Source organism: Nostoc sp. 'Lobaria pulmonaria (5183) cyanobiont' (genome assembly GCF_002949795.1).
In the GTDB taxonomy this organism is placed as follows: domain Bacteria; phylum Cyanobacteriota; class Cyanobacteriia; order Cyanobacteriales; family Nostocaceae; genus Nostoc.
Genome location: NZ_CP026692.1, coordinates 716,877 through 731,354 on the forward strand (window position 1 = coordinate 716,877; position 14,478 = coordinate 731,354).

The 14,478-nt window shown below is 41.4% G+C and carries 17 protein-coding genes, 1 tRNA gene and 1 pseudogene; 14 read left to right on the top strand and 5 right to left on the bottom strand.

Going from position 1 to position 14,478, the window contains the following annotated elements; genetic code table 11:
• The first annotated feature begins 89 nt into the window (after positions 1–89).
• Positions 90–461 carry a CU044_2847 family protein gene (locus tag NLP_RS02965; protein WP_104905079.1) on the top strand — a complete coding sequence of 124 codons (372 nt, stop codon included), beginning with the start codon at positions 90–92 and terminating at the stop codon, positions 459–461.
• Positions 462–504: 43 nt separating this feature from the next.
• On the opposite strand, the gene NLP_RS02970 is transcribed toward NLP_RS02965, so the two are convergent.
• Together NLP_RS02970 and NLP_RS02975 are read right to left on the bottom strand one after the other, a co-directional pair.
• On the bottom strand, positions 505–804 hold the full coding sequence (locus tag NLP_RS02970; RefSeq protein ID WP_104905080.1) for a hypothetical protein: 300 nt from the start codon (positions 802–804) through the stop codon (positions 505–507).
• Between the two features lie 113 nt (positions 805–917).
• Positions 918–2,645 (bottom strand): S8 family peptidase, encoded by a 1,728-nt coding sequence (locus NLP_RS02975; protein WP_104905081.1) that lies wholly within the window; start codon positions 2,643–2,645, stop codon positions 918–920.
• Positions 2,646–3,287: 642 nt separating this feature from the next.
• Here NLP_RS02975 and NLP_RS02980 point away from each other — a divergent pair.
• The gene (locus NLP_RS02980) at positions 3,288–4,760 is read left to right on the top strand and encodes a glycoside hydrolase family 13 protein (RefSeq protein WP_104905082.1); all 1,473 of its coding nucleotides are present in this window, start codon (positions 3,288–3,290) and stop codon (positions 4,758–4,760) included.
• Between the two features lie 70 nt (positions 4,761–4,830).
• On the opposite strand, the gene NLP_RS02985 is transcribed toward NLP_RS02980, so the two are convergent.
• On the bottom strand, positions 4,831–5,250 hold the full coding sequence (locus tag NLP_RS02985) for a fasciclin domain-containing protein (protein ID WP_104905083.1): 420 nt from the start codon (positions 5,248–5,250) through the stop codon (positions 4,831–4,833).
• Between the two features lie 150 nt (positions 5,251–5,400).
• On the opposite strand from NLP_RS02985, the gene NLP_RS02990 reads away from it, so the two are divergent.
• From NLP_RS02990 to NLP_RS03010, 5 genes are all read left to right on the top strand, one after another.
• Positions 5,401–5,637 carry a DNA-directed RNA polymerase subunit omega gene (locus NLP_RS02990; RefSeq protein WP_104905084.1) on the top strand — a complete coding sequence of 79 codons (237 nt, stop codon included), beginning with the start codon at positions 5,401–5,403 and terminating at the stop codon, positions 5,635–5,637.
• 75 nt (positions 5,638–5,712) lie between these two features.
• Entirely contained in the window at positions 5,713–6,336 is a 624-nt protein-coding gene (locus tag NLP_RS02995; protein ID WP_199784746.1) for a hypothetical protein, read from the top strand.
• 55 nt (positions 6,337–6,391) lie between these two features.
• Positions 6,392–6,757 (top strand): DUF1818 family protein, encoded by a 366-nt coding sequence (locus NLP_RS03000; protein ID WP_104905085.1) that lies wholly within the window; start codon positions 6,392–6,394, stop codon positions 6,755–6,757.
• Positions 6,758–6,807: 50 nt separating this feature from the next.
• Positions 6,808–6,881 (top strand) — tRNA-Pro (locus NLP_RS03005).
• 181 nt (positions 6,882–7,062) lie between these two features.
• The gene (locus NLP_RS03010) at positions 7,063–7,413 is read left to right on the top strand and encodes a histidine triad nucleotide-binding protein (RefSeq protein ID WP_104905086.1); all 351 of its coding nucleotides are present in this window, start codon (positions 7,063–7,065) and stop codon (positions 7,411–7,413) included.
• A gap of 139 nt (positions 7,414–7,552) precedes the next feature.
• Here the strand turns inward: NLP_RS03010 and NLP_RS03015 are convergent, their stop codons facing one another.
• Positions 7,553–8,233 (bottom strand): RibD family protein, encoded by a 681-nt coding sequence (locus NLP_RS03015; RefSeq protein ID WP_104905087.1) that lies wholly within the window; start codon positions 8,231–8,233, stop codon positions 7,553–7,555.
• 875 nt (positions 8,234–9,108) lie between these two features.
• Here NLP_RS03015 and NLP_RS03025 point away from each other — a divergent pair.
• The gene (locus NLP_RS03025) at positions 9,109–9,513 is read left to right on the top strand and encodes a response regulator (RefSeq protein ID WP_104905088.1); all 405 of its coding nucleotides are present in this window, start codon (positions 9,109–9,111) and stop codon (positions 9,511–9,513) included.
• 6 nt (positions 9,514–9,519) lie between these two features.
• On the opposite strand, the gene NLP_RS03030 is transcribed toward NLP_RS03025, so the two are convergent.
• Positions 9,520–9,912 (bottom strand): DUF6335 family protein, encoded by a 393-nt coding sequence (locus NLP_RS03030; RefSeq protein ID WP_104905089.1) that lies wholly within the window; start codon positions 9,910–9,912, stop codon positions 9,520–9,522.
• A 483-nt stretch (positions 9,913–10,395) separates the two neighbouring features.
• Between NLP_RS03030 and NLP_RS03035 the strand changes: the two genes are divergently transcribed.
• The 6 genes and pseudogenes from NLP_RS03035 (at position 10,396) to NLP_RS03055 (ending at position 14,002) form a co-directional block, all read left to right on the top strand.
• Entirely contained in the window at positions 10,396–11,493 is a 1,098-nt protein-coding gene (locus tag NLP_RS03035) for a DJ-1/PfpI/YhbO family deglycase/protease (RefSeq protein WP_104905090.1), read from the top strand.
• Between the two features lie 214 nt (positions 11,494–11,707).
• Entirely contained in the window at positions 11,708–12,406 is a 699-nt protein-coding gene (locus NLP_RS03040; RefSeq protein ID WP_104905091.1) for an SRPBCC family protein, read from the top strand.
• A 100-nt stretch (positions 12,407–12,506) separates the two neighbouring features.
• On the top strand, positions 12,507–12,668 hold the full coding sequence (locus NLP_RS32720) for a hypothetical protein (protein WP_158680263.1): 162 nt from the start codon (positions 12,507–12,509) through the stop codon (positions 12,666–12,668).
• Positions 12,669–12,722: 54 nt separating this feature from the next.
• Positions 12,723–13,112 (top strand): hypothetical protein, encoded by a 390-nt coding sequence (locus NLP_RS03045; RefSeq protein WP_104905092.1) that lies wholly within the window; start codon positions 12,723–12,725, stop codon positions 13,110–13,112.
• 127 nt (positions 13,113–13,239) lie between these two features.
• Positions 13,240–13,539 (top strand): annotated as a pseudogene (locus tag NLP_RS03050) (glutathione-dependent formaldehyde dehydrogenase); the annotation flags it as partial.
• Positions 13,540–13,660: 121 nt separating this feature from the next.
• The gene (locus NLP_RS03055; RefSeq protein ID WP_104905093.1) at positions 13,661–14,002 is read left to right on the top strand and encodes a cupin domain-containing protein; all 342 of its coding nucleotides are present in this window, start codon (positions 13,661–13,663) and stop codon (positions 14,000–14,002) included.
• Positions 14,003–14,478: the final 476 nt, after the last annotated feature.

The window sequence follows — 14,478 nt, forward strand, 5'->3', positions numbered from 1 at the left end:
GTGTTACTAGAAACAATACCATCTGTTACTTTTCTGCAAGTAAGCTGAAATTTATTCAGATAGGTTACAAAACTTAATCGAGGTAGCTCATGTCAGAAGTACAGCAACTATTTTTCCAAGCAGACGGGGAGATTGAGCAGATTGAGATTAACGTCACAGCCACCGAAATAACCGAGGAAATTGAAGAGGACGACGATGGCATAGAATACAAGGATGTGCGAACAGATGCGATCGCTCGGATGCAACAAGCTCGCCAAATGATTCGCTCTTATACTATCTATGCTCTTAGTGCTTTTAAAGACTTTAATACTGCTGAGATTGAAGAGGTAAAACTTACATTTGGCATTAAGTTGGGTGGTAAAGCAGGCATTCCTTACATTACCGAAGGTTCAGCTGAAAGTAATCTGCAAATTGAGGTGAAGTGTAAGTTTACAGAAAAACAAAAACCTGATTCACAGTAACTGCAAAAAATTATCTGCACAGTGTAGGGTTAGGCAATGCCCATTAAACACCCAACTTCCCTATATTTATTCTCCTATTAACCAAACGCAATTGCTGCGATCGCTTCAAATACTTTACCCAAGATTGCTCTGACAACTGAGAAATAGCATTTAGGGACAGTGTTGCTGTGAAAATATCTTTGTCACTGGTAACACCACTAACGCCTAAACTTTCTAAAACAGCAGTTGCGGCAGAATCTAAGATTGGTTGAGTATGGATGAAAACCCCCAAATTCGGTTCTTCTGAATTTTGAACATCATTCAGCGCTGTAGCAAGAGCGGCATCTAACTTCTGATAATTCATCAGCAATTCCTTGGTAAAAAGGGTAGGCAATTACTGCCTACCCAAATTTATCAAAGTTATAGGTTTTTATCCCCTACCGTTGTGCAGAAATAAATCTATCTTTCTCAATCTAATTACAGATTTAAAGCGTTAATCACTCCATAACCCCATTTGTCATCAAATGTGCCTGCAGGTTTTCTAGGAATTGTACTATTTTTACGTAGCAAGTCTTTCACAGCAGCCGGATCGAGTTTAGGATCGCGCTGCAACAGTAGTGCCACTAACCCAGTGACGAAAGGTGTCGCCATACTCGTACCCGCCATTACCACAAACTTGGAATTAATCATCGATGAGCGGTCAAAACTGGCATCGGCGGAAAGGGTGGAAACAATCATTGCTCCTGGTGCTGCTACATCAGGCTTGTGTGCATTATTGCGTAGAGGCCCTTCACTACTGAATTCCGAAATAGTATGTAATTCTAAGCCCATTTCTCGCACTTGGTTATCAATATCTGTGTATTTGGCTTTAGTAGTATAGGCGGCAACTGTAATTGCACTGCTGGCAGCTCCTGGCGAACCAATTTTGAGCGCATCTTTCACACTTTTACCTGTGAAAAATACTGATGAACTATCATCTAGTGTCCATACATTCAAACATGTGTCAGTTGAAGAAGCGTTGCGGACTCGCAACTGCCAAACACCTCCCATAACTGGCGAGGGGTCAATACCCCGGATTTGCACAAAGAAATTATGGTCGCCGTTGGATTGATCTGGCCCTGGTGTCGCTAATTGTACCCGTGCATCTGGTAACTGGTAATCTTGTGCAGCATTACCATCAGTAATTATTTTTTGAAAGGGGGTGACAAAACCGTTAGGACTTCGCACAGACACTTCCAACTCACTGTCTTTGGAATACCAAGCGTTTAACCAAACTATGCCTATTTGATTCAAAGGAACATTAAAGCGCATACCACGAGTGCGTCCACTGGGTATTGTCGCTTGTCCATGAATGTTAGCGTTTCCTTCGTTACCCGCAGCACAGCAAACTATTCTTCCTGGGCCAGTTTCCGCGTCGATGACTTTAGATAGGGAATCACTACCATCATGGGCATCAGCGTGTCCACCCAAGCTGAGATTTACCACGGCTGCGCGTCCCAACTCTCTAGCAACTCGGAAAATGTAACGCACACCATCAGCAATGTGGGCATCCTGTAAATCTGACCTGACGACGACTAATTCCGCTTCTGGTGCGACACCGCTATAGTTAGTATCGGCACCGGCGGCAATTCCTGCAACGTGAGTACCATGACCGCCAGTATCCTGAGAAATTGTCAGTTGCGCTCCCGCAAATTCAGCCCCATAGCCGCCCTCCGTCACTCCTGGCCCTGGCAGTGTTTGATCCCAAATGTGTAAAATTCGTCCAGCAAAAGCGGGGTGTTTCGGATCAATGCCACTATCTATAATGCCGATGATTACTCCTTTGCCAGTCAATCCGGTTTTGTTTTGGAACTCCGGCAGTTTGACTGTTTCCATTGCAGTATCCATCCTCAAATGAAGTTTGCGTGATGGCTTAATTCGGTGAATCACATCTTCTTCAGATAAGACATCTAAACTCTCTATCGGTAAAAAAGCTGTCCGCACACTTCCAGAGTTTTGATTGACTTCTATATTATATTGTGATAGGTAACTTAAGTCTGCATCAGGGTCGCAGTAGATAAAAACGACGCTCTTGCTAGGCTTGACTGGGCTTTTGTGGGCAATGATGCCAAGCGATCGCTTGTGTGTAATTAAAGCTTTATCTCCTTCATTTTGATAGTCTTGAAATGCCAAAAGTAGTCCGGGAGAAAGTTTTTCGTGCCTCATTTTTACCTCAAATTCAATTTATTTGCTGTCAACAAAGTAGTGATTTTAGTAGGATAAGTCGCTCTCACATTAATGTAGTCTATGTAGTTTTTTTGCCTTGATTATTTGATGCGACTATAGTTATCTATTTTTTCTTAGATAACATCAAATAAGCTTAGAAAGTGGTAAGTTATTCCTAAGACAATTGCTAATTCATAACTCATATTCTTGAATTAAGTATTCATCATAGTGATTTTCTGTGGTTCAGGAGACATCTTTGATCGGTTGCATCTAAGAATTCCCGAAATCTGAGATAACAGGCAATTTTTATGCAGCTATTAAACTAATCCATTGTCTGCCTAAATCATTACGGACAAAGTGAGGAAAATAAAATTAAGAATAATTAAGTAATAGATAAATTTCTTAAAGAAGAATTCAAGAGTCAGAATGCAATCAGTGACGAGTCTATCTAGTTGACCTGTTAAAAACTAAAACAAATTGTAGTCAAAATAGTTAAGACTGATAACATTTGCGTATAAAACAGCATGAAAAAGGCTAAATCACTAATGAATACTGAGAAATGACAGATTCTCTATCATAAGTAAGAGCCATAAAGAAGCTAATATTTGCAACGATCGCTTCTAAACATACAAAAAGTTATTCATGCAAATTCAAACACCAGACTGGGTGAAGCACGCTGTTTTCTACCAAATCTTCCCAGATCGTTTTGCCAGAAGCAAACAGCCGCGCAAACGGTTATTGCAGGAAGCCCGTTGGGAAGATTGGGACTCTATGCCAACCCTCCAAGGCTATAAAGGCGGCGATTTATGGGGCATTATGGAGGATTTAGACTACATCCAGAATTTAGGGATTAACGCGATTTACTTCACACCCATTTTTCAATCCGCTAGCAATCATCGTTATCATACCCACGATTATTATCAAGTTGACCCGATGTTAGGGGGCAACGAAGCTTTTAAGGAATTACTCGATGCAGCCCATCAACGAAATATCAAAGTCGTTCTGGATGGGGTGTTTAACCATTCCAGTCGTGGTTTTTTCTTTTTCCACGACGTTTTAGAAAATGGCCCCCATTCGCCTTGGGTAAATTGGTTCAAAATAGAAGGCTGGCCCTTGGCACCATACAATGGTGAATTCCCTGCTAACTACGGGGGTTGGGTGGGAAATCGTGCCTTACCAGAATTTAACCACGACAATCCAGAAGTGCGAGAATACATTATGGAAATTGCCGAATATTGGATTAAATTCGGCATTGATGGTTGGCGATTGGATGTACCATTTGAAATTAAAACTCCTGGTTTTTGGCAGGAATTTCGCGATCGCGTTAAGGCAGTCAATCCCGAAGCTTACATTGTGGGCGAAGTGTGGGGAGATTCACGTGAGTGGCTAGATGGGACGCAATTTGACGGCGTGATGAATTATCTATTTGCTGGGCCGACAATTGCCTTTGCAGCAGGCGATCGCGTAGTCTTAGAACAAGTCCAAAGCCGCGATTATCAACCCTACCCACCCTTATTTGCTGCTGAGTATGCCACCAAAATTCAGGAAGTACTGCAACTTTACCCTTGGGAAATTCAGCTAACTCAACTCAATTTGTTAGCAAGTCACGATACAGCCCGATTGATGACCATTGCAGGCGGTGATGTAGCCAGCATAGAATTATCAACTTTACTACTACTTACCTTTCCCGGTGCCCCCAGCATCTACTATGGTGATGAAGTTGGTTTACCTGGTGCAATAGATCCCGACTCACGGCGTGGCTTTCCTTTAGAAGCCAAGTGGGAGCGAGAAATTTTCAATACTCATCGTCAATTAATTGCCCTCCGCCACACTTACCCAGCCTTGCGTACAGGTGATTACCAGGTTCTCCATGCTCAAGGACAACTTTATATCTTTGCGCGAACTTTAGGGACAGAGGAATTAATAATTACCATCAACGCTGGCACAAGTTCGGCAACAGCGAATGCAGATATCGCTACTTTGCGTACTCAACCCAACAAGCTTTTATATGGTAATGCTGAAGTTGAGTGGAATAGTAAAGGAGAAACTCAACAGTTGTCATTGACTGTTCCCGCACGCAGTGGCTGCATTCTGGGAGTGGGGGGTAGCGAGTAGGGAGTGGGAGAAAAGGGGGATGAAAGGGATAAAGAGAATAAGCAATGCCCCATGCCCCACATCCCATAAATTACTTTCCTGCCACCATTGCAGGCATCAACACCGCATCAATGATATGGATCACGCCATTGTCTGTTAAAATATCTGTTTTCAGGACATTGGCGTTATTCACCTTAAATTTACCGTTAGCAGATTCAATGGCGACAATTGAACCTTCAAGCGTCTGTGCCTCGTTAATCTGTACCAAATCATCAGACCTAACATCCCCACTAGCGATATGATACGCCACAATTTTCTGGAGCTTGGGGATATCTTGTAGTAGCGAGTCTAAAGTTCCCTCTGGCAGATTAGCAAAAGCTTCGTCAGTTGGTGCAAAGAGCGTGAAAGAACCAGGGCTTTTCAAAGTTTCGATGAAATTTACAGCTTTAGCAGCCTTTATTAGGGTATTGAAATTACCCGCTGCGATCGCAGTTTCCACAAGGTCAGCCATGAGGGTGCGTTATTTAATACTACAAGTTACTTATAAAGTGACTAAAATATCTTAACCTCTATCAATAGAGAGGTTGCTGGCGATTAAACAGACAGCAGTAGACTGATTTAGTACTGTTACACTGGAGAATGACCCCAAGAACCACTGATTATGCTAAAGCGTTCTAAGTTCGAGACAACTCAATCTCAGATTATGCACCGTGCTGAGGAGCTGATTAGTGCAGCCTCAAATCGTTACCGCATTACGGTTCAGGTGGCAAATCGTGCTAAACGTCGGCGTTACGAAGACTTTGAAAGTAACGAAGATGCGATGATGAAGCCAGTGCTAAGGGCAATAATCGAAATGTCCGATGAATTGACTCAACCAGAAATTATCGGTGAACTATAAGATTTAGTGCTGAGTGCTGAGTGATGAATAAGTCAAATTCATATTTTCACTCAGCAACGCCCAAAATATTGTTCTATGAAAAAGAAAAAATTTTTGTTTCAATCAATTTTATCAAAACTCAGAACTCAGCACTCGTTACTACTGCTTACCTTAATGGTAATGGGTGTAATTGTTTTAGGTTCAGGGGCGGATAAATCAATACATAGAAATTTATTTAGTATCCAACCTGTTTATGCCCAGAGAATCACTCCTAGCGATGTTTGGCAGCTAGTTTATCAGCAATTGCCAGATTTCCCACGAGAAAATAAGTATATCAGCAAAGAAAATGGGAAAGTTGCCGAAAACAATACCTTAGCAAATCGCCTAATTAGATATCACATTTATACCAAAGGGCGGGCCCCCATTTATCGCTTAGATTGGAAGCTGACTTTAGCTGATTACCTGGGTGCAAATGAAATTATGTATGATACTACCTATCCAGGAAATGATGCACTACGGGAAAATCCGATCGAAGGCGATCGCAAAGCCATCAAGAGTCTCACCCGCAGCCAACGAGATGCCCTAGTACAAGTCTTAGTCAATATATTTAATCCTACTTCCCAAAATACCCTAGCCCCTAACCCCAATACCGCACCTAGTCCGACTACATCAAGTAGCCCACAGCCACCGCAACGAGGAGGTGCCGAACTACTAAAATGATAAATTTTCCTTTGCGCCCCTCTGCGTTACACCTCTGCGTTTAAAAAACTAAACTATGGAACGCGTTGTCAAAACCGGATCGGGTTGGCGTATTGGCTGGAACCCCGACACACCTGAGTTTAAAGGTTTAGTCGGAACAGATGATTGGGCAATTGAGTTAACCGAAGCCGAGTTAAATGATTTTTGTCGTCTACTAGCACAGCTAGCAGACACCATGAAGCAACTCGCAACTGAATTGATGGAAGAGGAAAAAATTACTTGTGAAGCCGAAAGCGATTTATTATGGATGGAAGTGGAAGGCTATCCTCATGATTACAGTCTGCGTTTCATATTGAATACAGGGCGATGTGTAGAAGGTAAATGGAATGCTTCTACTGTTCCAGATTTACTGCAAGCTAGTGGGATGCTTAAGGTTTTTTAAAATAGCCTCTTGATTATCCTACAGTTTTGCTATATGATAGGAATTCTGACCGGGGCGTAGCGCAGCTTGGTAGCGCGCCACTTTGGGGTAGTGGAGGTCGTGGGTTCGAATCCCGCCGCTCCGATTGATGATAAGCCATACCTGCTAGTCTTTTTAAAAGATTGGCAGGTTTTTTCATAGTTTTTACCTGAAAAAACCTAACCGAACAGTAAATTGGGATATACCCGCACAATCAAATTTTTTCAATGATAAGTAATTAGGCGGACTTAATATAAAATCTCTAGCAGATTAGTAGGTAGATTGGCATGAGTGAAAGTACAGAAACGATTTTCAGCAAAATCATTAGTCGGGAAATTCCCGCTGATATTGTTTATGAGGATAATTTAGCCCTGGCATTTAAAGATATCCATCCCCAAGCGCCCGTTCACATCCTGATCATTCCCAAAAAAACCATTGCTACACTAGCTGACACTGAATCTGAGGATCATGCTCTGTTGGGGCATCTTTTATTAACTGCTAAACGTGTTGCCCAAGAAGCTGGACTAAAAAATGGTTATCGAGTTGTCATCAATGCTGGTGATGACGGCGGTCAAACAGTCGATCATTTACATTTGCATATTTTAGGAGGACGGCAGTTGGATTGGCCCCCTGGTTGATGACAGGCAGGAGGTAAGGGACAGAGAAAAAGGTACAAATTGAGTGGATTTGTGGGCGAAAGCACCCCTGCTCTCCTGCTCCCTGCTCCCCTGCTTTTTTGTATCAAGGATCGTAGTGCTGAATTCTGGCAGCGCATTTTCACTTGACTGGGCGGTAATGTAAAAACAAATCACTTCCAACCTGACGAGTTTCTATGAGTTGGAGATGAGGAGCAGCATTGGGAAGAAAACCCTCTCCCTCCACTGGGCTAGGGGCGTGTTTTCCTCCATAAATGACCGGCCAAATGGTCAACCACCAATCGTCAATTCGCCCTGCCTGAACTAGAGCAGCTGTTAAAGAGCCACCTCCCAAAGCAACGACTTTGTGAATACCCCGCTCTGCCATCAAGGTGTAGGCCCGATCCCAATTTAGGTCTGTATCTCCTAAATCAATTAATTCAGCCAGTTTTTGCAAAGTTGTTGTATCAGAACTGCGCTGCAAACCAGCCCGTGTGGTAAATATCCATCGCTCAACTTCCTGGCTCAAAAAAGGCAAGTCCGGCGATAGGTTAAGCGAACCTGAAACAACACAAGTAATCGGCTGAGGAGACTGACCCCGAACCTGACGCGCTGCTAACAGTTCGGGATCGCGAATTGTAAAGGTTTCCCCCTCAGCCCGAATCGTTCCTGCTCCTACCAGGATTAAATCAGCAAGGGAAGCTTGATACTCCAAGTGTGCTTGATCGACTACATTGGGTTCACGAGGCGCTTTCGGATCTACGGCACTAATTTTTCCGTCGGCCGTCATGGCAAGAACCACAGTTGTTTGGATAGCTGACATGATTATGTTGTAACGATTCTTTATAATTTTACCTTTTTGAATCCCCTCCATACTTTAGAGTGAATGAGTAGCGAAGCCTACGACAACTTGGTTCAGCGATCGCTAATCAATTACTGATATATTCCAGCACTTTTAAAAATTACAGTGACACACCGTTTCTAGCAATATTTCTTTGTCGCTGCTAAATTCAAAACATTTATTTGCTTGTATGCTTTAGCCCAAGATTGAGTCTGAATCAATTTCCCACTGATGTTTAAGCAATTCTTGGTAAGCCGTTTCCCAAATTATCATCTGCTTATAGAGCATAACTTTGTTCTCTGTAAGAGTACGCATCGCTACCACTGCGCTATCGCAGACTCGCTCTAAGAGTTGCTATGCTGTTGGCATTTGCGTAGCGTGTCGCAGACAAGCCTCTCGTACAGAAAGCTTTACGCTACGCCATGCGCCAGTCGTACAGAATTCATTCTAAATTCTGATTCCTGACTCCTGAATTATACTGAAAATCGAGATAAATGAAGACTTTCTAACGATGCTTGAATTTCATTTGTGCGAAGTGGTCTTCCAGTAGGAAAATAGATGAAGCAGTAGTAACCATCAAGCTATATGTTTGAAATTAATGTGTTAAATCATTTCTTGTTAAAAGAGCCTGCTTCGGTATCTCATCACCACTCCGAGCATATCAATCTACTTTTGTAAATCTAAAATCTGCTCTAAAAGAAGCTCTAATGGGTGTAAAAGTCATAATAATTCGTAATTGATAATGACGCTTGCGGACTCGCTAACGTAATTTGTAGTTGTAATCAGTGCTTGCTCTGTACTCTCTTAATTACGAATTACGAATATAGCAAGTAAGGATAAATAAAATGTCATTTATTATGCAAACTTCTGGAACTCTTACTGGTTTAAATATTTTGGTAGTTGAGGATGATGATGATACTCGCTTTTTTATCACTACTGTCTTGGAAATGGATGGAGCAACAGTTATAGCAGTGATATCACCAGCAGATGCACGTAATGTATTGTCCGAATTACAACCTGATGTTTTAATTAGTGATATTGGGTTGCCTGGGGAGGATGGTTACACTTTCATCTCCAAATTCCGTGCGCTTAAACCAAATAATTCTGGACGAGTCCCGGCTATTGCTTTAACAGCCTTTGCTGATAGTGAGGCTCGTATCCGTGCCTTGGAAGCTGGTTTTGACACTCATATATCTAAACCGGTCGCTCCAGAAGAACTAGTTGAGATAGTGGCTAATTTGGTTGCTTCTTGTCATTGGTAATTATTCTCATCGGTCTTGATAGTCTTCAGAAGACTTTGGATCTAACTCCCAGCGATCGCCATCACGATCCTCTAAAATATCGTTGGTATGCAGAAACTCAGAATCAGCCATTTCTAGCCCTACTGCTGCTTCTAAATCTTCAGTTACATTTTGGTCGGGAGTGGAAGTACTACCACCAACAGCTTCATCCCCAACTGCATCTGCATCTTGCCAATAAGCATCGACATCTCCACCAGTCAGTTTCGGACTAGTTTCTGTATACTCGTCCCTTTCGTCCTGCATAGAGCGTCCGCCAATATTGTATCCCGGCAAGTCTTTCACCCCAGTACCGTAGGATTCGGTAATCTCTTGTGGCAAATCATTACTTTTCTTTTTGTCATTATGATTTTTTTCTGCCATGATACTAGCCCTTTTCTGCATTCTTACAATAACGTTTTTTTGTCACCAATTTGTCTAACTAGAGGTGTATAGCTGATAAAATAATCTATCCCCTGAGAACGACGCTAAACTAGCGATCGCGCCATAAGATTGTAGCTATGAATTCATGGTCAAGGAACTTGTAGTTGAAGTTATGAGATAGAAATTATTCAACCGAAATTATTCCTTAGCGAACTTCTAACTCATAACTGTTTTTTGCTAGACAAAAATAGGTAAATCATCAAGTTTTAAGTTTAGCATTTTCACTTATTATTCATATTTATAATTGCCTAAATGCTAAACAATCGAATACTCAAAAATTATCTGAGTAACGGAGGTAGATAATGAGGATAAGTAATTCAAAATTGTTTATTCAGTAGAAAGTCTGCCCATTTAACTGTCTTCATTGATAAATATTGTTGTAACTAGTTAAAGACTAGAGAAATAAAAACGTAACACCATTTTATGACTGAACATAACAATCACCCAGGTAAGAAGAAAGTTGCTATCCTCATTGAGCAAGCAGTAGAGGATGCAGAATTTACAGTTCCATATAATGGATTCAAACAAGCAGGAATGGAGGTAGTAGTCCTTGGTTCCCGAATGAATGAAAAATATAAGGGTAAACTCGGCAAAGTTAGTATAGAAGCTGATGGTACCACAACAGAAGCGATCGCAGCTGAATTTGATGCAGTAGTGATTCCCGGTGGTATGGCTCCCGACAAAATGCGACGCAACCCCAACACAGTACGTTTCGTACAAGAGGCTATCCAACAAGGAAAATTAGTCGCTGCCGTTTGTCACGGACCACAAGTTTTGATTGAAGGCGACTTGCTTAAAGGTAAACAAACCACTGGGTTTAGTGCTATTGCCAAGGATATAACTAACGCCGGCGCAAGTTATTTAGATGAGCCGTTGGTAGTTGACGGGAATTTGATTACATCTCGCGAACCTGGAGACTTGGCAATTTTCACCACAGCTATTTTGAACCATTTGGGCTATGGTGGCAAAGATGCTGCATTGCCAAATGAAAAAGACACAACTGCTGAATGGTGGAAACTAGCTGATGCTTGGGGTGGTTCAACTAAGGGTGATATTAGCAAAGGTTTAAATACTGCTCTTACTGGTGAACGTTATTCACTCGAAGCATTTGAGAAGTACTTTGAAAAAGCATCAGATAGCGAAATTAAATCGCTTTTTCAAAAAATCATTGCTAATAAACAACGTCACATCGAAAAACTGGAAACCTATCTACAGCATTTGGGTGAGAAACCCTCTTTAGGGTCAAATATTGCCAATCAGTATGCCAAGCTAAAAACTGCCTTGACAGGAAGTGATGACATATATCAGTTACGTTCCGCGTTGGGAGATGTGCAAACGGGTATTGGCGACATTGGTAATTTGTCTGCGATGTTCACCGACCCAGTAGCAACTGCTATTTTCAAAGGAATTTACCAGGATTTATCAAAATCCGAACAGCAATTAGTAGAGTTGTATCGGGCGCGGATAACCACTCAGGTTCAGCCTCCTAAGCCGACTACAGGGGCAGCTATACAAATGTAACCAATCGCACAGGTGCATACTCCGACGACGCAGAAGTAACCTATGGGTAGCTTATTGTGAGTATTTGCGTCTTGGTTATTTTACAAGATATCTAGTGAAAAAGAATGTGTAGAGACGTGACAGTGCTACGTCTCTACAGGGATTCTGGATAACGCATATTTAATTTATGGAGTTATCTGGAGTTATCTATTGTATGTAATGGAGAGATAAAAAAGTGACTTCGACATCAGGCGATAAATCTACTACTAGTCAAGGTGAAGCTAGTGAAGTAGAGCGTTGGGCATCTCTGATCGGTGGCGGTGCTATGGTATTGATGGGTTTAAAGCAAGGTTCTTTGCGGGGAGCGCTAACAGCTTTGGCTGGTGGTGGTTTGATTTATCAAGGTGCAACTAAACAAAGCACAATCCAGCAAGCACAGGACGCAATAGGAATAAACCAACCCATCAAAATTGAAAAGACGGTAACAATTAATAAATCGGCAGAAGAATTGTATCGTTTTTGGCACAACTTTGAGAATTTGCCCACATTCATGAAGCATCTCAAATCTGTAAGGGTGTATAACGAAAAACGTTCTCATTGGATAGCCAATGCACCCTTGGATAATAGTGTGGAATGGGATGCAGAAATTCTTGAAGACCGAGAAAATGAATTTATTTCTTGGGCATCTGTAGAAGGTGCAGATGTTGATAATTCTGGTTTTGTGCGCTTTAAAAAAGCTTTAGGCGATCGCGGCACAGAAGTAAAGATTGTCTTGGAATATAACCCACCAGGTGGTGCATTGGGAGCTACTGTAGCTAAACTTTTTGGTGAAGAACCAAAACAGCAAATTGGTGATGAATTGCACCGCTTCAAGATGCTAATGGAAGCAGGTGAAATTGCTACCACTGAAGGTCAATCAAGTGGACGCAAGTAGTTTTTGCCCAAGCCCATAATTAGTGCCGAAAAAGCGATTGATTGATAGCGCTCGCTTTCCCGAATACCTGAAAATGGGGTAAAAGTTTGCCAAAAAAGAAGTGATTAACTACGAAGAAGTTAATCCTGGCGAAGCGTTGAAACAGATGACTGGTGGCTGTAGCACCGATTTTTGCATCGATGCTGCTAGTATAGAAGCCGATCACATTTTTCAACAAAAAAAGGATAACTCCATCAAAGTTATTCTTCAATCTGAATGGTGAAAAGTCATTCAGCATTTTGAATTGTACACCCAACATAATGGAATTGAGGTTTTTATGAATCGAGTAATTTCATGGCTGCGAAATATTCGCATTTCCCAAATCCTTGTAGTTTTCCTCGTAGGATTTATGTTCTTACTGGGTCAGACTTTTAGCTACACTAACATAGCAATAGCTGATGTTACGACTCCAGAGGGCACTTATTACCAAGGAGTGCCAAATGGGCAAGGTGAAATTAGAAACGATACCCAAATAGGAAATACTCAAAACTCCCAAAATCCAATCAAAAGCGCTGTTGATAATATCCGCGAAAAGTTAAACTTGGATGAAAAACCTCCTGAAGCGACAAAAGAGTTTATTAAGTCTGCAACAAATAAAGTTGAAGAAACAGTTGAACCAGTGACTGGAGAAAAAGAAGGTTATTACCAGAATTATCCTAAAAAATAACTGAGAAATAGAATCTGAGCTTCTAACAACTTTTTAGTCTCAGTTTTTGACTAAATAGATTGTCGAAAAAGCTTTAAAAAGTTACTAAGACGCGATAATTATCGCGTCTTAAAATCACGTCCGACGAGCATTACGGCAAGTAATTGTGGCTTGTCGCAAAGGTGGTCACGTATCAATTCCAGGTGTATATGGTGGCTTTGTAAATAAGGTGCCGATGGGTGCTGCGATGAACAAGGGCCTAATCTTGAAAATGGGACAAACACACGTCCACAAGTATTTAAGACCTTTGCTAGAACACATCAAAAACGGTGATATCGATCCAACATTTATCATCACGCACAGTTTACGTCTAGAACAAGCGCCCCACGGCTACGAAATTTTTAAGGACAAGAAAGATAAGTGCATCAAAGTTGTACTCAAGCCTTAATGATGAGTGGGAATGAAGAAGGGAATAAGTTAGAGGTTACAGATTATTCTCTATCACCTGTCACCTCTCTCCTAATGCCAATGCTCAATGTCCAAAGTTAAAACTATAAAGAGGCAAAAATATGTCTGATAAAACCGTTAGTAAAGTAGACTCTAGTAATTCCCCTAAAGGCCAACTTGGTCAAAAATATCTTGCATCTGGCAAAAGTATTTCCATGCGTCTGTGGGAAAATGAACAACCGAACGAACCTAAAGAGCCAACAGCACGGGAATATGAAACTGTTGGTTATGTAATCAATGGCCGTGCAGAATTACATATTGAAGGGCAAATGATTTTATTAGAGCCTGGAAGTTCTTGGATAGTACCAAAAGGAGCTAGCCACACCTATAAAATTCTAGAAACATTCACTGCTGTTGAAGCAACGAGTCCACCGGCTCAAGTTCACGGGCGAGATGAAAACTGATTTGCAGTTATTTTAAATTTGGCGATCGCTAAAAACTTATAGCCGCTTTCAATGGCATAGAATAAAAAGCCTTCGTAGGGGAACAATATTCTTGTTCTCCTTTTATACTGTACTTTGCAGCTTAGAAAGCATTGCACAAAATGTCAGCCAGCGCGAAACTTACTTTCACCCGACTTACTTAACGGTAGCGAGTCTACATACTGTTCCTCTCGTTCGCATTTGCATCACATTGGCGCAGCCTCTTGTAAAGAAGTTAAGACGACTAAATAAAGCATATTTAGTGTAGTGTTTCACTGTTTATTCATCTGCTAGTCGAACTCAAATTCATGGCTTTATTCTGACGACTGACGCCTTAATTCTGTTTTGATAATTATAGATGATACTTATGGCATAAACCTTCTGAGAGAGAGAGATAACAAGATGAAATTGTATTCTATTAACAATGTCTTTTTAAAGAAAATGCTTGTAAGGAAGTA